The organism is Pseudomonas koreensis, from assembly GCF_036668835.1.
In the GTDB taxonomy this organism is placed as follows: Bacteria; Pseudomonadota; Gammaproteobacteria; order Pseudomonadales; family Pseudomonadaceae; genus Aquipseudomonas; species Aquipseudomonas koreensis_I.
Genome location: NZ_JAZEVW010000002.1, coordinates 842,092 through 866,901, shown reverse-complemented (window position 1 = coordinate 866,901; position 24,810 = coordinate 842,092). Strand labels below are relative to the sequence as shown.

Annotated in this window: 25 protein-coding genes and 2 pseudogenes; 11 read left to right on the top strand and 16 right to left on the bottom strand. The window is 58.3% G+C overall.

Annotated features, from left to right (window positions below):
• Positions 1-86 precede the first annotated feature (86 nt).
• From V6F91_RS08925 to V6F91_RS08915, 3 genes are all read right to left on the bottom strand, one after another.
• On the bottom strand, positions 87-1,028 hold the full coding sequence (locus V6F91_RS08925; RefSeq protein ID WP_332763511.1) for an AraC family transcriptional regulator: 942 nt from the start codon (positions 1,026-1,028) through the stop codon (positions 87-89).
• Positions 1,029-1,058: 30 nt separating this feature from the next.
• Positions 1,059-1,892 (bottom strand): oxidoreductase, encoded by an 834-nt coding sequence (locus V6F91_RS08920; protein WP_332763510.1) that lies wholly within the window; start codon positions 1,890-1,892, stop codon positions 1,059-1,061.
• Positions 1,893-2,027: 135 nt separating this feature from the next.
• The gene (locus V6F91_RS08915) at positions 2,028-3,428 is read right to left on the bottom strand and encodes an amino acid permease (RefSeq protein ID WP_332763509.1); all 1,401 of its coding nucleotides are present in this window, start codon (positions 3,426-3,428) and stop codon (positions 2,028-2,030) included.
• A gap of 887 nt (positions 3,429-4,315) precedes the next feature.
• Between V6F91_RS08915 and V6F91_RS08910 the strand changes: the two are divergent.
• From V6F91_RS08910 to V6F91_RS08895, 4 genes and pseudogenes are all read left to right on the top strand, one after another.
• Positions 4,316-4,678, top strand: a pseudogene (locus tag V6F91_RS08910) (DUF6124 family protein).
• Between the two features lie 135 nt (positions 4,679-4,813).
• The gene (locus V6F91_RS08905) at positions 4,814-6,355 is read left to right on the top strand and encodes a DUF2235 domain-containing protein (protein WP_332763508.1); all 1,542 of its coding nucleotides are present in this window, start codon (positions 4,814-4,816) and stop codon (positions 6,353-6,355) included.
• Complete coding sequence (locus tag V6F91_RS08900; protein ID WP_332763507.1) at positions 6,355-7,011, top strand: DUF2931 family protein; 657 nt, start codon at positions 6,355-6,357, stop codon at positions 7,009-7,011. The genes V6F91_RS08905 and V6F91_RS08900 overlap by 1 nt, the downstream gene beginning before the upstream one ends.
• Before the next feature lie 11 nt (positions 7,012-7,022).
• Positions 7,023-7,681, top strand: a pseudogene (locus V6F91_RS08895) (DUF2931 family protein).
• Positions 7,682-8,125: 444 nt separating this feature from the next.
• On the opposite strand, the gene V6F91_RS08890 reads toward V6F91_RS08895, so the two are convergent.
• From V6F91_RS08890 to V6F91_RS08870, 5 genes are all read right to left on the bottom strand, one after another.
• The gene (locus tag V6F91_RS08890) at positions 8,126-8,719 is read right to left on the bottom strand and encodes a hypothetical protein (RefSeq protein WP_332763506.1); all 594 of its coding nucleotides are present in this window, start codon (positions 8,717-8,719) and stop codon (positions 8,126-8,128) included.
• Positions 8,720-8,759: 40 nt separating this feature from the next.
• A complete protein-coding gene (locus V6F91_RS08885; protein WP_332763505.1) occupies positions 8,760-9,410 on the bottom strand; it encodes a hypothetical protein in 651 nt (216 codons plus the stop codon).
• Positions 9,411-9,548: 138 nt separating this feature from the next.
• Positions 9,549-10,655: a DNA alkylation repair protein gene (locus V6F91_RS08880; protein ID WP_332763504.1), complete on the bottom strand. Its 1,107-nt coding sequence runs from the start codon at positions 10,653-10,655 to the stop codon at positions 9,549-9,551.
• A 2-nt stretch (positions 10,656-10,657) separates the two neighbouring features.
• On the bottom strand, positions 10,658-11,263 hold the full coding sequence (locus tag V6F91_RS08875; protein ID WP_332763503.1) for a glutathione S-transferase: 606 nt from the start codon (positions 11,261-11,263) through the stop codon (positions 10,658-10,660).
• Between the two features lie 62 nt (positions 11,264-11,325).
• Positions 11,326-12,234 carry a MurR/RpiR family transcriptional regulator gene (locus V6F91_RS08870; RefSeq protein ID WP_332763502.1) on the bottom strand — a complete coding sequence of 303 codons (909 nt, stop codon included), beginning with the start codon at positions 12,232-12,234 and terminating at the stop codon, positions 11,326-11,328.
• A 403-nt stretch (positions 12,235-12,637) separates the two neighbouring features.
• On the opposite strand from V6F91_RS08870, the gene V6F91_RS08865 reads away from it, so the two are divergent.
• The 3 genes from V6F91_RS08865 to V6F91_RS08855 all read left to right on the top strand — a co-directional run bounded on the left by V6F91_RS08865 (position 12,638) and on the right by V6F91_RS08855 (position 15,180).
• The gene (locus V6F91_RS08865) at positions 12,638-13,042 is read left to right on the top strand and encodes a TraR/DksA family transcriptional regulator (protein WP_065260998.1); all 405 of its coding nucleotides are present in this window, start codon (positions 12,638-12,640) and stop codon (positions 13,040-13,042) included.
• A 217-nt stretch (positions 13,043-13,259) separates the two neighbouring features.
• Positions 13,260-14,864 (top strand): methyl-accepting chemotaxis protein, encoded by a 1,605-nt coding sequence (locus tag V6F91_RS08860; RefSeq protein WP_332763501.1) that lies wholly within the window; start codon positions 13,260-13,262, stop codon positions 14,862-14,864.
• 112 nt (positions 14,865-14,976) lie between these two features.
• The gene (locus V6F91_RS08855) at positions 14,977-15,180 is read left to right on the top strand and encodes a hypothetical protein (RefSeq protein WP_332763500.1); all 204 of its coding nucleotides are present in this window, start codon (positions 14,977-14,979) and stop codon (positions 15,178-15,180) included.
• Positions 15,181-15,185: 5 nt separating this feature from the next.
• Here V6F91_RS08855 and V6F91_RS08850 read toward each other — a convergent pair whose 3' ends face one another.
• The gene (locus tag V6F91_RS08850) at positions 15,186-15,425 is read right to left on the bottom strand and encodes a DUF2789 family protein (RefSeq protein ID WP_332763499.1); all 240 of its coding nucleotides are present in this window, start codon (positions 15,423-15,425) and stop codon (positions 15,186-15,188) included.
• A gap of 50 nt (positions 15,426-15,475) precedes the next feature.
• On the bottom strand, positions 15,476-15,688 hold the full coding sequence (locus V6F91_RS08845; RefSeq protein WP_423815325.1) for a hypothetical protein: 213 nt from the start codon (positions 15,686-15,688) through the stop codon (positions 15,476-15,478).
• 457 nt (positions 15,689-16,145) lie between these two features.
• Here V6F91_RS08845 and V6F91_RS08840 point away from each other — a divergent pair, with 457 nt between their 5' ends.
• From V6F91_RS08840 to V6F91_RS08825, 4 genes are all read left to right on the top strand, one after another.
• A complete protein-coding gene (locus V6F91_RS08840; protein ID WP_038366424.1) occupies positions 16,146-16,616 on the top strand; it encodes a hypothetical protein in 471 nt (156 codons plus the stop codon).
• Positions 16,613-16,810, top strand: coding sequence for a hypothetical protein (locus V6F91_RS08835; protein WP_332763497.1), 198 nt, complete (start codon positions 16,613-16,615; stop codon positions 16,808-16,810). Before V6F91_RS08840 ends, V6F91_RS08835 begins: the two co-directional genes overlap by 4 nt.
• Positions 16,811-16,936: 126 nt before the next feature.
• Entirely contained in the window at positions 16,937-17,953 is a 1,017-nt protein-coding gene (locus V6F91_RS08830; protein ID WP_332763496.1) for an ABC transporter substrate-binding protein, read from the top strand.
• A gap of 192 nt (positions 17,954-18,145) precedes the next feature.
• A complete protein-coding gene (locus V6F91_RS08825) occupies positions 18,146-18,586 on the top strand; it encodes a DUF3995 domain-containing protein (protein WP_332763495.1) in 441 nt (146 codons plus the stop codon).
• 109 nt (positions 18,587-18,695) lie between these two features.
• On the opposite strand, the gene V6F91_RS08820 is transcribed toward V6F91_RS08825, so the two are convergent.
• Genes V6F91_RS08820 through V6F91_RS08795 form a run of 6 tightly spaced genes read right to left on the bottom strand, consistent with a single transcriptional unit; the run spans position 18,696 to position 24,753 of the window.
• Complete coding sequence (locus tag V6F91_RS08820) at positions 18,696-19,058, bottom strand: Na+/H+ antiporter subunit G (RefSeq protein ID WP_332763494.1); 363 nt, start codon at positions 19,056-19,058, stop codon at positions 18,696-18,698.
• On the bottom strand, positions 19,055-19,333 hold the full coding sequence (locus V6F91_RS08815) for a K+/H+ antiporter subunit F (RefSeq protein ID WP_090284207.1): 279 nt from the start codon (positions 19,331-19,333) through the stop codon (positions 19,055-19,057). The genes V6F91_RS08820 and V6F91_RS08815 overlap by 4 nt, the downstream gene beginning before the upstream one ends.
• On the bottom strand, positions 19,330-19,818 hold the full coding sequence (locus tag V6F91_RS08810; protein WP_332763493.1) for a Na+/H+ antiporter subunit E: 489 nt from the start codon (positions 19,816-19,818) through the stop codon (positions 19,330-19,332). Before V6F91_RS08810 ends, V6F91_RS08815 begins: the two co-directional genes overlap by 4 nt.
• Complete coding sequence (locus V6F91_RS08805) at positions 19,815-21,494, bottom strand: monovalent cation/H+ antiporter subunit D (protein WP_332763492.1); 1,680 nt, start codon at positions 21,492-21,494, stop codon at positions 19,815-19,817. Before V6F91_RS08805 ends, V6F91_RS08810 begins: the two co-directional genes overlap by 4 nt.
• Positions 21,491-21,835, bottom strand: a complete 345-nt coding sequence (locus V6F91_RS08800) for a Na+/H+ antiporter subunit C (RefSeq protein ID WP_332763491.1) — start codon at positions 21,833-21,835, stop codon at positions 21,491-21,493. The genes V6F91_RS08805 and V6F91_RS08800 overlap by 4 nt, the downstream gene beginning before the upstream one ends.
• Complete coding sequence (locus V6F91_RS08795; RefSeq protein ID WP_332763490.1) at positions 21,835-24,753, bottom strand: monovalent cation/H+ antiporter subunit A; 2,919 nt, start codon at positions 24,751-24,753, stop codon at positions 21,835-21,837. Before V6F91_RS08795 ends, V6F91_RS08800 begins: the two co-directional genes overlap by 1 nt.
• Between the last annotated feature and the right edge of the window lie 57 nt (positions 24,754-24,810).

Here is a 24,810-nt window from a genome sequence, read left to right as displayed (position 1 = left end):
CGTCGTTACAAGTGTAAAAAAAACAGCTGGCCTGCTTCCGAAAGCGCTGGCTTCGTCATTCTCAATAAAGCGGATACCCTGCATTCTCAATGCGACGACACAAACAGCGAAGGCGTACTCGGTGCCGGCAACGCATACGTGCGTTTCATCCACGCCACTTCCGCCAGCGGGGTGCGGCCGAAGAAGCGTTTGAAGTCGCGGCTGAATTGCGAGGCGCTTTCGTAGCCGACCAGAAACGCTGAGCGGGCGGCGGTGAAGTCGTTACGCAGCATCAGCAACCGCGCCTGATGCAAGCGCGTCGACTTGAGGTACTGCATCGGCGAGGTGTCGGTGACCTTGCGAAAGTGCAGATGAAAATTCGGCACGCTCATCTGCGCTTCCTCGGCGAGCGCCTCGACGTCGAGGTGCTCGTGATAACAGCTGTGGATTTTGTGAATCGCGCGGGTCACTTTGCCGAACTGGCCTTGCTGGGCGATGGCCGCGCGCAGCGTGCCGCCCTGGGCGCCGGTGAGGATGCGGTAGTAGAGCTCGCGCAACATCGCCGGGCCGAGGATTTGCGCGTCGTTGCGGTCGTTCATTATTTGCAGAAAGCGCAAGGTCGACTCGCGCAGCGCATCATCCATTGGCGAGGCGTACATGCCGCGTGGCACCGTGGCGTCGAAGCCGCGGACCTCATCGACTTGTTGAATCAGCTCGCCGGCGAGGGCGAAATCCAGACGCAGATACACCGCCAGCATTGGCTGATCCTCGCTGGCGTCGGTTTCCATGGTGAACGGCACCGGCACTGAAACCACCAGATAATGCTGGGCGTCGTAGACGTAGATCTCGTCGCCCAGATAGCCGCGTTTCTGGCCCTGACAGAGGATGACAATACCCGGCTCGTACAACACCGGCGTGCGCGTCAACGGACGGTTGGAACGCAGAAACCGCACGTCGTCGAGCACGCTCAGGTTGTAGCCCTCGAGCGGCGCGAGTTCGCTCATCAGCTGCACCATGCGCGCCGCCGTCAGGTCTTTGGATTTCGCCATTCACCGCACCTTTTTTTTTCACGCGACAGCTCAGCCATCGGTAGAGCAACTGAGCGCCTGCCATTGCTCAATACTCTCCGCCGTGCGCTGCAACTTGTCACGCACCAGCGCGACGGCATCGCTGCCCAACAGCAAATGCGCCGGCGGAGCAGGGCTGGCGATCAGTGTCAGCATGGCCCGTGCGGCTTTCTGCGGATCGCCGAGTTGATGGCCGCTTTTTTCTTCGCGGGCCTTGCGCACCGGGTCGAAGCTTTGATCGTAGTCGCTGATGCTGCGCGGCGTGCGCTGCATCGAACGCCCGGCCCAGTCGGTGCGAAAAGACCCGGGCGCCACTGCCGTGACAAAAATATTGAAGGGGGCGAGCTCTTTGCTCAAGGTGTCCGAGATGCCTTCCAGAGCGAATTTGCTGCCGCAGTAATAGGCGATGCCGGGCATGGTGATGTAGCCGCCCATGGAGGTGATGTTGACGATGTGCCCGGCGCGGCGCTGGCGAAAATACGGCACGAACGCCTTGGTCACCGCCACTGCGCCAAACACGTTCACATCGAACTGACGGCGCATCTGCGCCAACGACGATTCCTCGAAAACCCCTTCGTGACCGTAACCGGCGTTATTCACCAGCACATCCACAGGCCCGTATCGGTTTTCGACGGCGGCGACCACCGCATCAATCGCTTCGAAATCGGTGACGTCCAGCAGCACGCCATGGGCGCGTTCCGGCGCCAGCGCTTCGAACGTCGCCACCGCTGATTCGCTGCGTACGGTGCCAATCACCCGGTGGCCCTCGGCGAGCGCCTCCTTCGCCAGCGCCTGGCCAAAGCCGCTGCTGACACCGGTGATGAACAGGGTTTTTGCAGTCTTCATGTCGCACACTCCAGAACAGACAAGGTGCGAACATGCTAGGGCGAAGGCGGGCGGGGGACGATGCCGAATCGGATCTGAGTATTGCCTGTTCCTATCAGCGAGGTTGGCGGGTGCCGGATTGACTCCGGCACATTTTCATCCGGCAGGCGTGACACTGACTGTTTGCGCAGGATGCCGAGAGGTCAGCAAACCAATCAGCGATATCGCCAGCGCCAGTCCAATCGTCGTGCTCACTTCGGTGCGGTGTTCCGGGGTGATCATCATCACTGCGAGCGCTGCGCAGATGAATGCAATGACCAGCCAGGTCAGCCATGGAAACAGCCACATGCGGAACGTCAGTTCGACGTTCTGCCGACGCAACATGCGCCGCATGCGCAGTTGTGAAACGGCAATCGCCAGGTACACCAGCAAGGCAATCGCCCCCGAACTCGCCAGCAAAAACTCGAACAACCCGGCCGGCATCACATAGCTCCACACGGTGATCGCCGCGCCCAGCACGGTGCTGGCGATGACCGCCGCACGCGGCACGCCTTCGGACGAGGTCACTTTCAACGCCTTCGGCGCATCGCCACGCCGACCCAGCGAATAGAGCATGCGCGAGGCGATGTAGATCGACGAGTTCATGCAACTCGCCACCGCGATCAACACCACCACATCGACCATGAATTTGGCATGCGGAATATTCATGATTTCCAGCGCCCGTTGATAAGACCCGACCGAGGCCAGCAGCGGGTCATTCCACGGCACCACCGAAATCACCACGAAGATCGACAGCAGATAAAACACACCGATGCGCCAGATCACCGAGCGCGTGGCCTTGGCAATGTTCTGCGCCGGGTTATTCGATTCCGCCGCGGCGATGGTCACCGCTTCGGTGCCGATGAAACTGAACATGATGGTGATGAACGCACCGACCACCGCCGACAAACCGTTCGGCGCAAAGCCACCGTGCGCCGCCATCAGACCGCTCAAACCGCTGACTTCACGGTCGGGAATCCAGCCCATCAGCACCGCAAAACCCACTCCGATAAAGCTGATGATCGCCACCACCTTGGCCATGGCAAACCAAAACTCGAACTCGCCATATTTCGACACGCTGAACAGGTTGGTCACCACCAGCGCAATGATCGAGCCCAAGGCGAACAGCCAGGCATCCACCTGTGGAAACCACTGATGCAACACGTGCCCGGCTGCCAACGCTTCGATCGGAATCACCAGCACCCAGAACCACCAGTACAGCCAACCGATGGTAAACCCGGCCCAACGCCCGATGGCCTGATCGGCATAGGTGGAAAACGACCCGGTGTCCGGATTGGCCACCGCCATCTCGCCGAGCATGCGCATGACCAGCACCACCAGCAACCCGGAAAACAGATAAGCCAGCAACACCGCCGGCCCGGCCGCCGCAATGGCATGCCCCGAACCGACAAACAAACCGGCGCCGATGATCCCGGCGATGGACAGCATCGTCACATGACGAGGCTTGAAGCCCTGCGCCAAGTGGCCAGTCGAATCCTTGGAGGTGGGGCTGATCATTGTTTTCTTATTCTCTGCTGATCGACGTTCAAGCGAATGAAAAGGGCCGGGGGATTACCAAGGGTGTTTGCTGAACAGCTCTAAACCGGCCGTTTTGAACGTCGCAGTGCTTATTGAATCCGCCACGGCAGACGGGGGTTTTGCGCAAAAGCTGCGTCACCTTACCCGGCTTGCCCGCCGAACCAGATGCCTGATCACGCCACGGTTGTGTCTGATATCGACATTGGGGTGGGGGATTGTTTGAAGTGAGAACTGGTTGGTCATGGGGTGGCAAAGTGTGTTTATGAAGGGTGAGCGGTCGCCGAAAATTGATCTGGCGATCGCAACATTCATGGATTCATAGCAGATCGATCAGGTCGGCGAAGCTCTCGAATCTCCCCCAGTCGGTTCCCTCTCCCTTCGGGAGAGGGCTAGGGTGAGGGCAGCCATATCAGCCCCCGCCGCAACTTCCGAATTGCCACCGTCCGATGTGCCCCAATGGGCAATACCTGTTCACAAACAGGCAAGGGCAAAACCATCCAGCAAAGTACTAAACGCAAAATCCAGCATTCGTTTAAAAGCGAAATACGCACACCACCCAAACCCTACAACGCCTTGCGCCGTTACCTACGACTACGCCAGAATCCGCCGGCTTGTGCGTCTAGTACGCGGGCTCTATCGTTTGGCGGTCACTGAAAAAGCAGTGATCGGGTTTGGTAGCCCGGTGTTAGATGTGCAGCTCCATCATCGCCGAGATTCTTCGTTTTCGGATTTATGGTGGCCATGCACAGGGCGTCCTAGTGCGCGCCGGATCCTAACACCCGGTCTACCAACCTGTGCATGGCCGCCACCCTTCGTTTGGTAGCGAAAGGGTGAAGCCTCCAGTCAATGTGTTAGGAGCTTCATCTATGTTCAAAGTCACGCCCAACCCACCCGAAACCGACCCCGCATCCCCCTCGAATCCCCCGATTCCAAGCGCTTCCACCGCGCCGCCGAGCGCGCCCTCGACCATTACCTCAAACCCGCCAGCCAGATCATGGCCAGCGTCAACGAACCCGAACGCATGTACCTCGCCAACCCGAAATTCGACAGCGAATCCCTGCTCGCCAACGCCAGCGAAACCCTCGGCTCGGCCAGCGAAATGCTGGTCAACTTCGCCGCCATGCTCGACCCCCAACACCGCAAAACCGCACTGGGCATCGCCCAGGTCGTGATGCTCGGCGAACTCGCCGTCAATCAGGCACTCGACAAACGTCGAAGTCGCCAGCTGACCGCAACAACGACGAGGGGAAACCCTCGTCTCAGCATCGAAGCAACCGCGCTGGCACACCGCCACGCCTTGCGCCGCGCAGCCCTGACTGTCACGCTTCGCGCTGTTCTCAAGGATCAGGAACAAGGAAACAAGGATGAGTGGCTACGTACCCAACCCCCCGAAAAACTACCGCTACGAACAAGCCAAACCCGTCGACCTCCACGCCCAGCACTGGGCGGAATACGAAAAACATGGCAAAGAACCAGCCCCCGAGCCTGAGAAGGTTGGGATAGCGTTGCGGATTGGAGTGTTTTTTGATGGGACGGGGAATAATGCGAATAACACAGCGGCTGGGTTGCTGTGTGGGGCGCAGCATCCGATTGCGCCGGAGGATATTCCGGCTAGCTGTCAGCCTTATATGAAGGATCCGGATAGCAGTTATGGTGCTGGGCCGACCAATGTGAAGAAATTATTCTCCTTGTATAAAAAGACCCAGAAAGCCGAGGGCGATGGCTTTCTAAAGGACGTATCAAGCCCGATTTATGTCGAAGGTATAGGCACCGACAGCAATAAGAAAGACAGCGTCGTGGGCTCCGCAATGGGGCGGGGTGAGACTGGTGTCGTGGGGCGTGTGCAGTCGTCTTTTACGCAAATAAAACAGGCAATAGAAGAGGCACTGCAAGAAAATCCCAACTGTGAGATAGCCTCTCTGACTTTTGATGCATTCGGTTTCAGTCGTGGGGCCGCCGCTGCACGGCACTTCTCGAACGAAGTCGTGCGGGGTAAGCAGGGGGCTTTAGGAAGCCTGCTTAGCAGTAACGCCAGAGATTTCAGCCGTAACTTTGATAGCCAATTCGGAGGCGGCATTAAAATGGGATTTATCGGGCTATTCGATACGGTGCCCTCCATAGCCGGTTTTACCAATTTTGGACGAGTGAAGAGCCCCATCGCTCCTGGTGTGAGGCTTTACCTGGATCGTCAATACTTCACGGATGTAGTCCATCTCGTAGCCCGTGATGAATGCCGCGCCAATTTTGCCCTCAGCCGAGTAAAACCCGCCCACCCCGAGTACGCCTTTCCCGGTGTCCATTCGGATATAGGCGGCAGCTATCTCAATGAAGTCGAGGAGTGCGTTCTAGTCAGTCCTATGCAAACTCTCGCGGTACCGCTGTATGTCGACGTTTCAACCACGTCGATTTATCAAGATGCTGCACGTGCGAAGAACAAGTGGATTGCTAAAGGATGGCCGGCTCATCTACTGGAAATTGTCACCCCCGCTTCCTTCGAAATACCCCAAGAGCATCAAGACAGGCTTTCGCCGGGGCAGAAGCGCGTGTTCGCCGCTCTACAACTAAAACGTCCCGTCAGCGGTAAGCTCTCAAGGATCTACCTGAGAGTCATGCATCAACTGGCAAAAGAAAAGGGTGTTCAGTTTTCCGACATACCCGAAGATGACGAATACTCCGTCCCCGCAGAACTCCAATCCCTGTGTGACCGATTTCTCGCCGGAGACTACAGAACCACTCCAGAGGACGAATCTCTGCTTAAGCTCAAGTACATCCACGCCTCCGCGAACTGGAATCACCCCCTCGGAAGAAGAGACGGAAGCGGTATTGATGCTGTTTACATCAACGCCCCGACGCAGGACGCGATCCGTGTACAACACCCCCATGTACCTGATTGGAAGCTTTGGTAATGAAGGTCTTGATAGCGTTGCTCTGCGTTCTACTGTTGATGGGCTGCCAAACCGGAGGTTCCGAAAGTGGAGAAAATGACCCTAAGTCTCCTTGGTGGCAACTAGGATTCGTTGAACCGAGTTATATGAAAATCTGGGTGGAAGACAGCTCAGTCCTCGACATCAATAACATGATGTTTTTCAGAGTCGGCGCAAAATCCGCCCCTGGAGGCGAACCAGAAGATGGGACGGAGTCTGCCCGAGGTTGGGGAACTGTAGGTGGCTCCGGGGTTCCGGTTACCGGCGCTGATCTTCCAAGGATGATCTTTGTCCGTTGGCAGTCCATATCAGAGCAAAAAACCTATAAAGGCTTTATAGAAATTCCAGAAGAAGCGAGGCAACTGATGGTGAAGTCAACACATCATCGCTGCCCGGAGACTCCAGAAAGAGCCGCCCGATATATGGCCACGTTGTATGTGGGCCTAGCCCCTGGCGGTGTGCTTCAAGCTTGGGTCAGAGATTCATGCCACCGCCCAATAAAAGTTGCCCATGCCCAGGGAGAGATCGAACCGTTAGGCCCGGAGCAGGGAAAACACGGTGGTCGTTACGCCTATCCAGTGAGTGAAAAGGCGAAGCGGTATATCGACAAGTACGGCATTCCGTACGGGAGTTGGTAAACCGTCAGCCAATGAAGCAACTCATTACGATGCTGTGCATCTTGCTGAGCACTGGATGCCAGGTTGCTGAACCACTTTCAGCCAAAAACGACCCGAAATCCGAATGGTGGGAACTGGCTTTTACGGAGCCGGACTACATGAAGGTCTGGGTAGAGAACAGTTCTGTTCAAGACATTAACGGCAGGATTTTCTACAAAACCGGCGGCGGCACCGCTGCGGGGGGAGAGCCTGAAGATGGAACGGAGTCCGCCCGAGGTTGGAAAGGTGGGGTAGGTGGCAGCGGAAGGAGAGTGCTGGGTGCAGATTTACCTTTTCGCATCTGGGTCCGTTGGCAATCGATTGTCGAACAGAAAACGTGGCAGGCATGGGTAGAAATCCCAGAGGAACCAGACAGTTGATGGTGGCGTCCGTCAACCAACGTTGCGAGCAGACGCCTGATCAGGAAGCGAGATTTATGGCGTCGGTTTATTTAGGGTTGGCCCCCGGTGGTGTTGTGCAGGTTTGGGTAAGAGACTCTTTTCACCACCCGATCAAAGTCGCTCAAGCGCAGGCTGAAATTGAGCCGATGGGGGCGAGTCAAGGTAAGAACGAAGGGCGTTACGCTTATCCGGTGAGTGAAAAGGCAAAGCGGTATATCGAGAAGTACGGTATCCCTTACGGTAGTTGGTGAGTAGCGTGCTTTTGACCTCCAACCTCATCCTTAATGAAGCGCCTAACGAGGCTGTTCTCGTACGCCACCTGAGCGTCGCATCACGTTTGGTTGGCGCAGGTCGAATCACGGAAATTTATTGTGAGAATTGAAAAAGCTACACGCTTCGATGATGTCGACCACGACGCGGGATATGGGTGCCGTGGTTTCAACTACGTGATTCGGAATGAAATGGATGAGTTTCACGTCAGAACTTACGATGGTGACCCCGGTAAGGCAACGGTAGTACGCCCGACTTCTATGTATAAAAACTGCAACCTCAGAATGCTTGTTGATTTTTTACAATCCGAACTGAATGCATCCTCGATCTACCTCTATAAGGGGGAGATTGGTGGCTATGAAGAGATAGATCTGAACGGGTTGATACTTAAAAAATAGGCCTGTCCCCGCTTTTATAATTGTTCGTCAGGTGGTCGTAGAGTTCTCCAGATAAAGGTGAAGCTCTGACAGAAACCTACAGTGCCCTTTGACTTTTTTGAGCTCGGTGAGCAAGTCATCAATCCGAAAAACCATCAACTTGGCTTTGCCATCATCTAAAGTAGCGCCATCGCGTTTTTCCGCATCGGACTTGCTCCTAGTGAATGCCACAAGGAACCGTTCATCAATGTAACTTTTGACGACCCAATGAGAGAAGGTATGTCGAAAAATCCTATGCATTTCGATAGTTTCTACTGCTGAGATAATCCCTGCGGTATCTATATTAAGATCGGTTTGCTTGGCCTCTTTTTTGGTATGGAGTAAAACGTCCGCATCATTGAGAAGGAATGCAAAATCACTTGGAGAGCCAAGCCGCTTTTCTCGAAGCATTGCAGTCAATCCTCTGCACAACGCGTCCGACATGCAATACATCTGGATAAGCTCACCGATGAGGGCGAGCTCATCCTTGCCGATATCCTGAAGAAGCAGAGCTAGTTTAGTGTTATTCGCGGCTTCTAGCCGACACATAACCTCAATCATCTCTTCGTCAACCACCCTTTGAATCGAATCAATTGTTTTCATTTCTTCCTCAATTACTGATACGACGTGTTTTGCGTCAGCGTCAAAGATGCTCGTCTAGGAGTTCACGAAGCCCAGAGAGCTGCGCGCCAACGTCTCTGATGTCCAATTTCTCCCACTCCGCGTGAAGAGCGTGGTTGCGGACCGCTGCATATGATTTCAAACGGTTCGCCTTTACCTGCGTAAAGACGCTGCGCTTTGTCAGTTCATCAATTAGAGGTTCAAGAGACACACCACCAACCGCAATCTCGAATTTCCGCGCTATGCGCTTGATAGTGTCTTCAAGCACTGCAGAAGCAAGGACAGCAGCTTCGTTGACCTTGCCGGCCTTGTGATACTGCGTCGCGTGATCAAGGAAGTCATCGAATGCTGAGGCGACTACTTGGTCCTCGAGCTTGACCAGTAACCCTGCGTGCGCTTCAAGCTGCACCGAATGAAGCAGGCCCAAGAGTTTTTCGATGGAGGAAATAGGGAAGCCGCTTTTGAGCTCCTCATGTTCGACGATCCTCTGCAACTCTGCTGTGTAGAAACTGCCCGGTGGGGCGACTTGGTGTATCGCGTTAGCCGCGGACGAGAACCAACTCTGCGCCTCTACGACGTCTTTCATCCAGTAGTCTTGCGATGATTGTGAACGGGCGGCGGCATTGCCCCGCGAGATCAGTTCATCGATTCGCTTGAGTACGTGATCCTGCATTGTGAATTACCCCTGCTGTTGTAGAGCATTGAATGGCTGCTTTTTGGCCGAAAAAATCGACACTCTCCCGAAAGCGGCCCCATCCGTAATTCCATATATGTCCAAGCACTGCCAGATCAACGGAATCCATCCGTGTCCTTATCCAGCAACGATGTCAAACGCAGTACCACCCAATACCTCCCCATTAACCATCACCCGAACCCCATGCCGCCCCACAAAATGCTTCCGCGTCGTAAAATCCCTAATCACCTGCCTCCGCTTCACCACCTCGCTCCCAAACCCCGCCAACTCCACCATCTTCAACTTGAAAACCTTCCGCGAAACCCCGCCATTCGCCTTCACATAGTCGATCGCATAATCAATCACCAACCGCTGCTTATGCGCCACCGTCGACCTCACCACAAACGACAACGTAATCGCATCCCCCAACCGCACCACCGCCGGTTCAACCCGCACATCCAACAACTCAACCTCAGCCTTCGCCCCCGCACCAATCACCGTCAGCGCCCGCAAATCCCCCTGCTTAATCAAACTCCGCAACGCATGCTTCGCAATCCACGCCGTGTGCTTGTTCTCCATCGACCAACCTTCAATCGCGTCCAACACCCACCCCGGATGCACTTTCGTCACATCATTCAAATGATTCGCCACGGACTTGCGCACGTACAAACTCTCATCTGCCTTCAACCGATCCAGTATCCCGGCGGTCAATTGTGGATTGGCTTGAATCGGTTCCAGTCGAAACGACCACGGCAGGCGAGGGCGGCTGCCTTCGCTGGCGAGGCGGCGGATGTGGTGGTTTTCGTCGTGGGCCCAGTCGTGCATGTGTTCCAGGGTGCGTTCGAGGTCGCTTCGCAGGAAGTGGCGGATGGCGAATTCGGAGGAGCCGAAGGTGGTGAAGTATTTCAGCGCGTTCATCGATGTATCGAACGCGTGTGCGCCGTAGCTGGCGACGTAGTGCGGCAGGCACATGCTGACGAAGCCGTTGTTCAATCGCGGGGCGAGTTCGAACAGCCTTTCGAGGGAATCTTCGTAATCCATCGGCAGCGTGGCATGCAGGCTTTCGCTGACACGCGCCATGCGTTGCATCACGGATAATTCTGCGAGGCCGTCCTGGGCATGTTCAAGAAACGCCTTGGCCTTGAACGCCGGGTACACCGCGCTCATTTCGCTGGCGATGTGTTGCAGGCGTTCGGCGTTGAAGATTTCCTTTAACGCCGGAGCGGCGGTTTCGGGCGCACTCATGCTCAGGTCATCGGCGTGCTGACGAACGCTTCAAGGGTTTCGGCGTACGCGGTGTATTGGGCGATGTGCGGGTAGCGGCTGGCGTCGATTTGATCGGGGACGACAAGGTTGGTGAAACTCCAGGCCACGGCGAGGCTGATGCCGGCTTGGGGGAGGGCGCCGTCGGTGGGCAAGGCGCATTTTTCCAGTTCCTGTTCGAGGGCGGTGAAGGCGGCGGCGAGTTGGCCTTCGACGCGTTCGACCCACGGCTGGTATTGGATGTCGGCCGGGCGCAGGTTGCGTTCGTAATAGAGCTGCACGGCCTTTTCGCAGGCGGCGAGGCTGAGGCCGATCAGGCGCAGGGCGTGGGCGCGTTGGCTCAGTTCGGTCGGCAGCAGGGTCTTGCCGGAACTGGCTTCGAGGTAGTCGAGGATCAGCGTTGAGTCCATCAGCACGAGGCCGTTGTCGAGGATCAGCGTCGGGGCTTTGACCACCGGGTTGATTTGCTGGAATTGTTCGAAGTGACGGAACACCGAGACCGACTGGTGTTCCAGGTCGATGCCCAGGCATTTGGCGGAGATCGCCACGCGGCGCACGTAAGGGGAGTCGAGCATGCCGATCAGTTTCATGACGCGTTCCTTCAAGTCGAACCGGTGGGGTAGGCATAACCTAGCCGAGGTGGCGGCAATTGTCAGTCGTCGAATCCGGCCTGCTCGTGAATCTCTTCAACATTCAGCCCCAACCGATACGCCACTGCGACAAACAGCGCCTGACACAAACACAGCGTCGCGCTCAACGAGCGAAAGGCCAGGGCGCGGCCTTCGTTGACCAGCAGCACGCTGTTGGCCTGTTTGACCAGCGGCGAGAGGTGGCTGTCGGTGAGGATCAGGGTGTTGGCCTGTTGCTCGCGGGCGAAGCGCAGGCAGTGTTGGGTTTCCTTGGCGTAGGGGACGAAGCTGATGGCGATGACCAGATCATCGGCGCGCACACTGCGCATTTGCTCGCGATAGCTGCCGCCAAGCCCTGACACCAGATGAATGCGTTTCTGCGTGTGTTGCAGGTTGTAGACGAGGTAATCGGCCACCGCGAAGGAGCGGCGGACGCCGACGACATAAATGTTGTCAGCGTTAACGATGAGGTCGACGGCTGTGGCGAACGCTGCGTCGTCAAGTTCGCGGCCGAGGCGTTCGATGCCCGAGCGCGTCGCGTCGATGCATTCGCGGGCGAGGTCGCCGTCGCTGGCGTTGCGTGAGGGGCTGGCGATCAGGCTGCGGATGCGTTGCTGGTAGTTTTGCGCGGGCGAAGCTTTGTGCGTGTAGGCGCTGCGGAACAACGCCTGCATTTCGCTGAAGCCGCTGAAACCGAAGCGTTGCGAGAAGCGTACGATGGCGGAGGGCTGCACTTCGCATTCGCGGGCGATGTCACTGATGCGGTCGACCATGATCCGCTCGCTCTGCTGGCTGATGTAGCTGGCGATGCGTCTGAGCTGGCGCGGCAGGCTGTCGTATTGCTCGGTGATCAGGTGTAGCAAACGCTCGGCGTTGATCGGGGGGCTAGCGAGGGCAACCTCGGCGGTGGCCGGCAGATCGGGGCGGGGCATACGTCATCCTTCAGGCTGTTTGAGCACAGGTTGCGCCTGATAGTAGTGGGGCTTGGCGCGCTCTGCTGTGCTGAAACGATGCACCGCGCGCGGAAAAAATCATTGGCAAGCGCGGCGTAGTTAGCCGTTTGTCTTCTATATACAGCCGCTCGACTGAATTTCTTGCTATAAACGCACTCCGATGGCCGTGTGAAGCCTGTGTCAGAGCAGTTTCCGGGCGTTGTCGGACAAATTCCCAGTATTTACAGTTGCTGAGGCCTCGATCGGGCCTTAGACTGCCGCCCCTTCGTAAATTGAGTGCCGGGTGGCGTTTGCAATAAACGATGCCTTTTCGACGACCGGACACGGCTCGCCGAAACGCTCCCTAATTCGCCTTAATGCACGTTTTTTTATAGAGATATCAATGACAAAGGACAAGTTGCTGGCGATGCCGGCAGATGACTACATGAATGCAGAGCAACATGCTTTCTTCACTGAGCTGTTGCAGAACATGAAAGTCGAAACCCACGAGCGCATTGAGCAAAACCGTATCGCCATCGAAAGCCTGGACACCCCGGCTGACCCGGCGGACGCGGCTTCGGTTGAAGAAGAGCGCACCTGGCTGGTCAACGCGATCGATCGCGATCAGCGCATGCTGCCGCAACTGGAACAAGCCCTTGAGCGCATCAAGGAAGACAGCTTCGGCTGGTGCGACGACAGCGGCGAGCCTATCGGCCTGAAGCGCCTGCTGATCAGTCCGACCACCAAGTACTGCATCGAAGCTCAGGAACGTCACGAGCAGATCGACAAGCACCAGCGTCAGGCCTGATTTTTCCGGCGCTGTGATCGCGGGCAAGTCCGCCCCATCAGGTTCGAATCGAACCGGTAGGCGCCGGGCTTGCCCGCGAAGCTTTTTATCGCCTGCTACATTTCCTCCGCGTTTGCATTGACCTGCCACAGACCTCACGACTAACGGACCATGGATAATGGCGTTGTAGTGGCGTTTAATGCAGTCACAACAATGAGAACAGGCGTGGGGTGATGATATGACGAGAGACGGATCTCTGGTTGCAGCGCTGCCTGCACCAGTGCAATCAGCAAAAAACCGCTGGATCGCACCGACCCTGCAAAGCATCGCCCTGATGCTATTGCTGACCGGCATGACTCTGGCCGAATGGTCGCTGTACGTCATTCTGCCGCTGGCGGTGCTGATTGTCTGGCTGCCGCGCCTGCGCAGCCGCGCTGTCCCCGCTGCGCTGCCCGCCGACAACCGTAGCGCAATTTCCGAACTCACTCGCGATCTTTCCTACACCACCAGCCATAACGCGCTGTCGGCGGCTGGCGTGGCGTTTTCGGTCAAAGAGCTGGCGAGCAAGCTCGAATCGCAACTCGACGCGGCGGCGCAGATCGTCAGCAATGCCGAAGTGATGATCGCCACCGAACAGGCCACGTCGCAGCTCAGCCGCGCAGCGCTGGAAGCCGCCAGTCAGGCACATCACAGCAGCGCGGCGGGGCGCACGGAGCTGGTGGATTCGATTGCGCGCATGCATCAGCTCAGTGAGCGCGCCAATGCCAGCAGGCAACTGATCGAAGCCTTGAGTCTGCGCAGCGACGACATTCAGCGCGTCACACTGGTGATCCAGTCGATTGCCAGCCAGACCAATCTGCTCGCGTTGAACGCGGCGATCGAGGCGGCGCGGGCCGGTGAACACGGTCGCGGGTTTGCCGTGGTGGCCGATGAAGTGCGTGGTCTGGCGGCGCGCACGGCGTCGGCGACTGGCGAGGTTGGCGAAATGGTCGCCGATATTCAGCAGCGCACGGCTCAGGTGGTTGAGCAGATCCGCCAGCTCTCCAGCGATCTTCAAACCGGCGTTGAGCAGGTCGAGCACACTGGCGAGCATCTGGAAAACATTGCCCGACTGGCAGCCGGGGTGGAAAGCCAGGTTGGCGAAATCGCCCATGGTGCGCAAACCAATCGCGAGCAGCTCGACAGCTTGTTCATAGCGATCGAGCAGATGCGCAGCGACCTGGCGATCAGCGACCAACAGACTCGGCGACTTGCTGAAGCAGCGGTACAGATGGAAGGGCAGGCGGAAACCATCAGCGAGCGTCTGGCCGAAGTCGGGCTGGATGACTATCACCAGCGCGTCTACGATCTCGCGCGTGAAGGCGCTAGCCAGATTGCCGCGCGTTTCGAGGCGGATGTCGAGCAGGGCAAGATCAGCCTGGAGGATCTGTTCGACCGCCAGTACCAGCCGATCCCGAATACCCAACCGGCAAAATTTCACAGCCGTTTCGACCGCTACACCGATCAGGTGTTGCCGGCGATTCAGGAGCCGTTGTTGCCACGTCACGAAGGGCTGGTGTTCGCCATCGCCTGTACGCCGCAAGGTTATGTGCCGACGCACAATCAGCAGTTCAGTCAGCCGCTGACGGGCGATGCACAGGTCGACGCCATCAATAACCGTACCAAACGCAAGTTCGCCGACCGCACCGGAATTCGTTGTGGCAGTCATCAACAACCGGTGCTGCTGCAAACGTATACGCGCGACACAGGTGAGCTGATGCACGATCTGTCGGTGCCGATCATGGTCAAGGGTCGGCATTGGGGCGGGCTGCGTCTGGGGTATAAGCCTGAGCGTCCGCGCTGAGCGATTGTTACGGCTGGCGCAATGAATCTGTGCACGGGCGTTGCTGTTTCCGCTCGCCCGAAACCCTTAATCTGCAAACTTGTTAGGTTGCTAATGATTTTGGGAGGGCTGCATGCAATGCAGAATCGATGTGGCGGTGATGATCGGCAGTGGCGTGCCGGCCGGTTTGCGCGCCATGGGGCGCTGTGTGTGCTGGGTGGTATTGCTCAACGGTGAGCGGCGTGGGACGGCGTTTGCCAGCCGCGACGAGGCTGAGGCGTGCAAGGCTGCCTGGCTCGATCAACTCAAGTTCGAGCCCGGCGACCGTTTGCACTGATTGGCTTATTTGCCGCGGTGCAGGCGCACGTTGAGCTCATCGACAATCGGCGCTTCTTCGCCGTCTGCACGCAGCCATTCCTTGAGTAATTGCGCCTGTTGCGGCGACCAGAAATCAGCATCAATAAGCTTGGTGTCCGGGTCCAGCGGGTGTGCTTCGACGAAATCGTTGATTGAATCTACGTCCGACGGCAAGCCCAGCTGGTCAAAAAGGGTGGTCAGGTTAAGCTCGGTTGGCAGTTCCATCGTCTACTCCTGGTTCGGTGCCGGTGCGGCGTGTTCGTTTATTCCCCTTATCAGAGGCGGCAGCTGGCGCGGAGTTCGATTTGTGTTTCAAGGGCGCGGGCGAGGGCGCAGGCTTCGTTGTGATCGCCCCGGAAACCTCTGACAAGGCCGGTGGATGTTTCCTTTATATGAAAGAACGCGTTACCGGCGGGGACGACTTGATAACGCGGGTGCTGTTGGTTGTTAGAAGTTGTCGGCAGATCAGTCAGATGGGTCACCTGCATGATCAGCGGTGCGGTGATTCGGGCGTCAGTCGATACGGCGAAATGCGTCAGAGTGCACATATGAAGTCCTTTTCATCAGTCGGCCGGGAATTAGCGGCCGATTCGGGTAGTCGGAATGAGCATCGCTGCTCTAGAATCGCCAGTGCCTGTTGACGACAGGGCTTATCTAAAGCAATTTTTCGCCAGCGATATGTCGGAAAAGTGCTTTTTTTCGTGAGAATTTTCCCTAAGGTTTGTAGTCACTCTACTTGCGCCAGCAGTAAGGATTTTTCCTTCGGGCTGTGGCGACTTTGGGACGAGTCTTGCGGGTGACAATCCAGTAGTCTTACCAACCTCGCGTTGAACGAGCGCTCTGCTCGAATCGGATTTCAGTTGAGTTTTGGCAGCTTCATCGGCCTGGACGTTTTTTGCCGTGCGCGTTTTCCGTGTGCGGTTTTTCAGATGTGGGGATGTTTCCTTGGCAGTCAGTAATCTCGATATGCATGCTTTGTTCGTGTTGGGTGATTTGCGCGCAAAGCTGGTCAAACTTTTCCAATCGCGTTTTGTTTACATCACCGAACAAAACGCCGAAGGCATTTACGTTGCCGAGATCGACACCGAAAGTGCTTTGGTCGTCGACGACAAACCCGGCCTCAAGCTAAAGGTCGGCGATCATTTCAGTGCCTCGGTCTTGCCCAGCCGTGAAGGCGGCAAGATGGATATCCGCTTCCGTGAAATCAAACTGACGGTGTATGGCCTGGGCGATTACGCCTTCGTCGAGACCGCTGACGGCCATGCGATCCTGTTCAAGGAAGGTCACAGTGTGGTGACCGTGTTCGCCGCTCATCAACAGTTGCAGGAAGGCCTGACCAAGACTCTCAAAGCCGTCACCGCCAAAGCGGCCAAGTGGCGCAAGGGTGAACTCGTGACCTTCAAGGCCAGCGAGTGAGTCGCGCGGATTTCCATTTGGAATACCTCGAAGCCGCACGCGAAGAGGCCCGACGGTTGTTCGCCGCAAAGACCGAGCTGCAAGGCGCATGGCTCAACTGGGTGGCGGCGCAGCTCTATACCTTGCGCCCCGCGGAATACGCCGGGATGGTCAGACGCGAGCTGCAAAGCTTGCAGGAAAAGTCTGAAACCTGACCTCGTCGTGGTGCAGTCCCGGAAAAAGCAGGAACCTCGGCTACAGTGAGTTGACTGAGTATTCAGCGGCTTGCGGTCTTCTCTCAGGCCAACGGCCATGGCTGTGAACAGCACGAGGTGTAATGCATGAACGGATTTCGACGGTTACTGGCCGCCAGCGTGGCCACCTTCGGTTTGCTGGCGTCAGCGCAATCGGTCTCGGCGGCGCAGGCGCCGATCCATTTCGCCGATCTCAACTGGGAAAGTGGCAGCCTGATCACCGATGTCCTGCGGGTCATCGTCGAGAAGGGCTATGGATTGCCGACCGACACGTTGCCTGGAACCACCATCACGCTGGAAACCGCACTCGCCAACAATGACATTCAGGTGATTGGCGAGGAGTGGGCCGGGCGAAGTCCGGTGTGGGTCAAGGCCGAGGCCGAGGGCAAAGTGGCCAGTCTGGGCGATACGGTCAAAGGCGCCACCGAAGGCTGGTGGGTGCCGGAATACGTGATCAAGGGCGACCCGGCCAAGAGCATCAAACCGATGGCTCCGGATTTGCGTAGCGTCAGTGATCTGAAAAAGTACAAGGACGTGTTCAAGGACCCGGAAAACCCCAGCAAGGGGCGCTTTCTGAACAGCCCGATCGGCTGGACGTCAGAAGTAGTCAACAAGCAGAAGTTGACGGCATACGGTCTGCAGAACGATTTCACCAATTTCCGCAGCGGTTCGGGGGCCGCGCTGGATGCCGAGATCAGCTCGTCGATCCGTCGCGGCAAGCCCGTATTGTTTTATTACTGGTCGCCAACCCCGCTGCTCGGCAAGTACAAACTGGTGCAGCTGGAAGAGCCCCCGTTCGATGCCGAAGCCTGGAAGACCCTGACTGACGCCGACAACCCCAATCCAAAACCGACCCGCTCGCTGGCCTCGAAGCTGTCGATCGGCGTGTCTACGCCGTTCCAGAAGCAATATCCGCAGATCGCTGAATTCTTCAGCAAGGTAGACTTCCCGATCGAGCCGCTGAACAAAGCGCTGGCGCAGATGAGCGAGAAACACACCGCACCACGGGAGGCGGCGGTGGCGTTCATGAAGGCGCATCCTGATGTGTGGCAGGCGTGGTTACCGAAGGATGTGGCCGAGAAGGTTTCGGCTGATCTGAAATAGTAGTCTCGGCAACTGAGTTCATCGCCAGCAGTCTGGCTCCCACCGGGGAACGCATGCCCAATGTGGGAGCCAGCCTGCTGGCGATGTTTTTGAAAATCCGGCTCATTCCCCTGCGTACCGCCGACCGGTCGTGCACAGGAAAAAAATCCGACTAGGATGGTTTGTTCAAATCCCTTTCCAAGGATTTCAACCATGACCTTTGTGTTGGCTCAATGGCTGGTGACCGTTTTTGCATTGATCAGCCTGATGCATGTGTATTGGGCGTTGGGTGGGCAATGGGCGGCGGCCGTGGTGGTGCCGCAAGTGCCGGTGGCCGGTTTTGTCGAAACGGTGCGGCCGGCGTTCAAGCCGTCGGGCTGGATCACCTTGCTGGTAGCCGCCGCTCTGTTGCTGATTGCCGTGCTGGTCTGTATGCGTGTCGGCTGGGGTATGCCGGCGGTGCAGCACAAGGCATTGCAATGGGTAATCAGCGCGATTGCCCTGTTGCTGTTCGCCCGGGCGATTGGCGATTCGAATCTGGTGGGGTTTTTCAAGGACGTGAAGGATTCGCGGTTTGCCCGGCTGGATACCTGGGTGTATTCGCCGTTGTGTGCGGTGTTGGGGGCGGGGTTGTTGGCGGTGGCTTGGGTTTGAGATGAATGGAATATCGCTTTCGCGAGCAGGTTCACGCCTACATTTGAAATGCGTTCCCATGTAGGAGTGAGCCTGCTCGCGATAACAACATTTCAGGCGATAGAAGACTTCAGCTACCGCTTTCAGTCCGCCGGCTACTGACCTCAGCCGGCACATCTTCCCCGGCCATGCGCTTGCGGAACAGTGCCGCCCGCGCCAGCAGCAGTGTCGTCACCGGTACGGTAATCGCCAGCAGGATAGGGATCAGCCAGGCGTGCACCACCGCCGTGGATTTCAGCGCCGAAAAACAAATGATCGAGGCCAGCGCCACGCACCAGGCGCCCAGTGTCGACGCCAGTGCCGGCGGATGCATGCGCTGGAAATAATCCTTCATGCGTAATAGACCCAAGGCGCCAATCAGTGCAAACACGCCGCTGAGCACCAGCAGAATCGCCACCGGGATTTCGACCCATAGAGACAGTTCGTCGGTCATTCGATCACCTCGCCACGCAGCAGGAATTTCGCCAGGGCAAACGAGCCGACGAAGCCGAACAGCGCGATCAGCAACGCTGCTTCGAAGTAAGTGTCACTGGCATAACGGATGCCCAGCGTGAGCATCATCAACATCGCGACGATGTACAGGTAATCCAGCGCCAGGACGCGATCCTGCGCCGAAGGGCCTTTGAACAGGCGAATCAGCGTCAGTACCATGGCCAGCGAAAACAGGAACAGCGTCAGTAGAATTGCATTCGACAGCAATGGGCTCATTCGAAAATCTCCATCAACGGTCGCTCGTAGGTGCTTTTGAAGTGCTCGATGAATTGCGCCTCATCTTGCAGATCCCAGACGTGCAACAGCAAAACGCTGCGATCCAGTGCCAGCTCCGACCACACCGTACCGGGCACCACCGTACAGATCATCGCCAGCGTCGCCAGACCATGAGCGTCGCGCAGATCAAGCGGCACTTTGACGAAGCAAGAGCGCGGGGCACGGCGGCCGGTGTTGAGCACGCCCCAGGCGACGATCAGGTTCGACATCACCACGTCGCGGCCGACCAGAAAGAACAGGCGCACGATGCTGCCGGGGCGGCGAATGCGTGCGCGTTTGGGGCGCAGTTTGCGCATCATCAGGGGTGCCGCAAAACCCAGCGCCGCGCCGAGCAGCAAGTTGCCCGGGCTGATGGACAGGTTCAGTGTCAGCCACAAAACCCAAAGTGCCAGAGACAACCACGGTGCCGGAAACAATCGTTTCATGGCTGCATCTCCAGCAGCGCAGCTTTGCCTTCCGGACTGGGCACGGCGCGGGTGCCGAGCACCGCCATGACATATTGCTGAGGATTGTGCAGCGCCTCGGCAGTGGCCTGGGTATAGCGCAACAGCGGCTCAGCCTTGAACGTCAGCACGATGCTCAGCCCCAGCAGCAGGAAGATCGGCGCGCATTCCAGTTTGCGCAGCAGCGGCGAAGGGCGCTCTTCGGGCGTCCAGAAACGCTGGATGCCCAGGCGCGAAAACGCCATCAACGAAGCCAGCCCGGTAAGAATCAGCAAGGCCAGCAGCGCCCACGCGGCATTGGAGATTGGCCCGCCGTTGCCCAGTCCCAGCGGATTGAGCAGCGCACCGATCAGGCTGAGTTTGCCAATGAACCCCGACAGCGGTGGCATGCCGATGATCAACAGTGCGCAGGCAATAAAGCTCAGGCCGAGGAAGGCCATGGTCCATGGAATCACTTGACCGACCACGGCTTTTTGCTCGTCGTCGAGGTTGATGCCTTTGGGCGGTTGCAGTGATTCCTGCGGTCGCGGCAGCAATTCGCTTTCATCTTCCAGCGGGATTTCGTTGGCCGAGCGCGAACGCTCGATCAGCTCCGCCAGCAGGAACAGCGCACTCAATGCCAGGGTCGAACTGACCAGATAGAACAGCGCGCCGCCAATCAGGTTCGGCTGAGCGAAACCCACCGCCGACAGGAGAATCCCTGCCGAGACCAGAATGCTCAGGCTGGCCATGCGCTCGAGTCGTTGCGCCGCGAGAATCGCCAACGCTGCGATGCCCATGGTTGCCATGCCGCCATAGATCAGCCAGTCGCCGCCAAAAAATGCTGAAGCCCCGGCTTGCCCGGAGAACAGCAGCGTCCACAGGCGCAACAAGGTGTAGACGCCGACTTTGGTCATGATCGCGAACATCGCCGCCACCGGCGCACTGGCCGAGGAATACGCCGGGACCAGCCAGAAATTCAGCGGCCACATGCCAGCCTTGGCCAGAAACGCAACCGCAAGAATGCCGGCGCCCGCGTGCAGCAAGCCACGGTCGGCCTCCGACACCAGCGGAATCTTCAGCGCCAGATCAGCCATGTTCAGGGTGCCGGTCACGCCGTAGATCAGCGCCGCGCCAATCAGAAACAGCGACGAGGCGAGCAGGTTGATCGAGATGTAGTGCAACCCCGACGACACCCGCGCCCGGCCCGAGCCGTGGAGCAGCAAGCCGTAGGACGCGGCGAGCAGGACTTCAAAAAATACGAACAGGTTGAACAGGTCCGCGGTCAGGAACGCGCCGTACAGCCCCATCAGTTGAATCTGAAACAGTGCGTGGAAGCTCGACCCGGCGCCATCCCAGCGTGCCATCGCGAACAGCAGGGCGCTGACGCCGATGATCCCGGTCAGCACCAGCATCAGCGCGGACAGTCGATCGATCACCAGCACAATACCGAAGGGCGCCTGCCAGTTGCCCGGCAAGTACACGCCCATCGAACCAGGCACACCGGTGGTCTGCGTCCATTGCAGCAACATCACTGAAATGAACAGGCCGAGCAGGCTGGAGAACAGGTTGATTTTCGCTTTCAGCGGCCGGTGCCGTTCGCCGAGCATCAACATGAGCGCGGCCGTGAGCAGCGGCAACAGAATCGGTGCGGCGATCAGGTGCGTCATCGCCATCATTCCTTGGGCTCCCGGCCGTCTACATGGTCGGTGCCGGTCAGGCCGCGTGAAGCGAGCAGCACGACGAGGAACAGCGCAGTCATGGCGAAGCTGATGACAATCGCCGTGAGGACCAGCGCTTGCGGCAGCGGGTCGGTGTAGTGAAGCAAGTCCTGGGTGACGCCGTCCTTGACCACTGGCTCCTTGCCGATGAACAGGCTGCCCATACTGAAAATGAACAGGTTGACCCCATACGACAGCAGGCACAGGCCCATGACCACCTGGAACGTCCGTGGCCGCAATATCAGCCAGACCCCGGACGCGGCAAGAACGCCGATGGCGATTGCGATGACTTCTTCCATCAGACGGCTCCTTTGCTGGCGACGGACCTGGGTAGCGACGCGGTCTTGTGGCCGCGCACCGATTGGTGGGCGAGGGCGGTCAGGATCAACAGCGTCGAACCGACCACCACGCCATACACACCGACGTCGAAGAACAGTGCGCTGGCGACGTGGATATCGCCCAGCACCGGCAGTTCGAAGTGCCAGGTATGCGTGGTCAGGAACGGATAACCGACCAGCATCGCTCCGAGCCCTGTAGCGGTAGCGAACAGCAACCCGGTGCCCATCCAGCGCAGCGGTCGCAGGCTCATTTGCGCCTCGACCCACTGCGTCCCTGCCACCATGTATTGCAGGATGAACGCCACCGACATCACCAGACCGGCGACAAAACCGCCGCCCGGCTGGTTGTGACCGCGCATGAACAGGTAGAACGACACTACCAGCGCGACTGGCAACAGCAGACGCACCAGTACCGCCGGCACCATCATGAAGCCGAGTGCGGTGTCGCTGGCCGAGCGCGGGTTGACCAGATCGGTGACCACATCCGGTGCCAGCAGGCGTTGCTGGGCTGGCAATTGCAGGCTTTCCTTCGGTGGGCGAAAGCGGCGCAGGAGGGCGAACACGGTCAACGCCACGGCGACCAGCACGGTGATTTCGCCGAGCGTATCGAAGCCGCGGAAATCCACCAGCATCACGTTGACCACATTGCTGCCGCCGCCTTCGGGCAGTGCGCGACTGAGATAGAAGGAGGAAATGTCGTTGGGCGTCTGCCGGGTCAGCATGGCGTAGGACAGCAACGCCATGCCGCCACCGACGGTAATCGACAGCAGCAAGTCGCGCAGACGACGAATCCGCGCCTTGCGCAGGCTGCTCGGCAATGGCGAGACTTCTTCGATGCGGCGTGGCAGCCAGCGCAGACCGAGCAGGATCAGCACGGTGGTGACCACTTCGACGGCGAGTTGGGTCAGCGCCAGATCCGGTGCGGAGAACCAGACGAAGGTCACACAGGTCATCAAGCCGCAGACGCTGACCATGGTCAGTGCCGCGAGACGGTGATACTTGGCTTGCCAGGCGGCGCCGAGAGCGCAGGCGATTGCCAGCAGCCATAGAGTGACGAAGACGATCGAGCCGGGGATCTTCGGCCGGTCGCCCCAGCTCAGGCTGCTGTGCAGCATTGGGATCAGGCCGGCAAGCACTGCCGCCAATACCACCAGAAACAACTGCATCTGCAGGCGCTTGGTGCCGAGGCGACGTTCGACGCGCCTGGCCAGACGCATCATCAGCACCAGACTGCGCTCGAACAGACGCTTGCCATTGAAGCGACCCACCAGCGGCGGATATTTGAAACGGCCCAGTCGAAATTGCCTGCGCAGCAGCCAGTAGAGGACGATGCCGCCGGACATGGCGATCAGGCTCATGATCATCGGCGCGTTCAGGCCGTGCCAGATCGCCAGGCTGTATTCAGGCAACTCGCCGCCGACCACGGGCAGCGCCGCAGCGGCGAGCAGCGGGCCGACAATCTGCGCGGGAAAAATCCCCACCAGCAGGCAAGTGAACACCAGCAACTCGACCGGCGCGCGCATCCAGCGCGGCGGTTCATGCGGGATGTGCGGCAGGTCGGTGGCGGTCGGGCCGAAGAACACATCGACAGTGAACCGCAGCGAGTAGGCGACGCTGAACATGCCGGCGATGGTGGCGACAATCGGCAGACTGATTTCGACCCAGGCCGTGGCATTGATGAACACGGTTTCGGCGAAGAACATTTCCTTGGACAGGAAACCGTTGAGCAACGGCACGCCAGCCATCGAGGCGCTGGCGACCATCGCCAGTGTTGCGGTGAAGGGGATCAGCTTGAACAGACCGCTGAGTTTGCGGATATCGCGGGTACCGCTTTCATGATCGATGATGCCGGCGGCCATGAACAGCGAGGCCTTGAAGGTGGCGTGGTTGAGGATATGGAATACCGCCGCCACGGCTGCCAGCGGACTGTTAAGGCCCAGCAGCAAGGTGATCAGGCCGAGATGGCTGATGGTCGAATAGGCCAGCAGACCCTTGAGATCGTTCTGGAACATTGCGCAATACGCGCCGAGTAAAAGCGTGCAGGCGCCGGCACCGCTGACGATGTAGAACCATTCTTCGCTGCCCGATAGCGACGGCCACAAACGTGCAAGCAGGAAAACCCCGGCCTTGACCATGGTCGCCGAGTGCAGATAGGCCGAAACCGGTGTGGGCGCCGCCATTGCGTGGGGCAGCCAGAAGTGGAAGGGGAACTGCGCGCTTTTGCTGAGAGCGCCGATGAGAATCAGCGGCAAGAGGATGGGGTAGAGGGCATGTGCACGAATCATGTCGCCGGCGGCCAGGACCTTGTCGAGGTCATAGCTGCCGACCACATGGCCGAGGATCATGACCCCCGCCAGCAGGCACAATCCGCCGGCCCCCGTGACCATCAACGCCATGTAGGCACCGCGCCGGGCGTCGGCACGGTGATGCCAATAGCCGATCAGCAGAAACGAGAACAGGCTGGTCAGCTCCCAGAAAAACACCATTTGAATCAGGTTGCCGGAAATCACCAGCCCGAGCATGGCGCCCATGAACGCCAGAAAAAATGCGAAGAAACGTGGCACCGGGTCATTCGGCGACATGTAATAACGGGCATATAAGGAAACGAGGGTGCCGATGCCGAGCACCAGCATCGAGAACAGCCAGGCGAAGCCGTCCATGCGCAGAATGAAATTCAGGCCGAGGCCGGGCAGCCACATGAATTCTTCGCGGATCACGCCGCCATGGGCGATTTGCGGGTACAGCATCGCAACCTGGACGGTGCCGATCAAAGCGACCAGACCTGCCAGCAGGGATTCGGCATTGCGCGCATTGTGTGGCAGCACTGCTGCCAGACAGCTGCCTATGAAAGGCAGAAGCAGTAGAACTATCAGGGACATAGGCTTCTAATCTGCGGAGGTTTGTGAAGCATCATACGTGCCAGCTCCCCGATCACC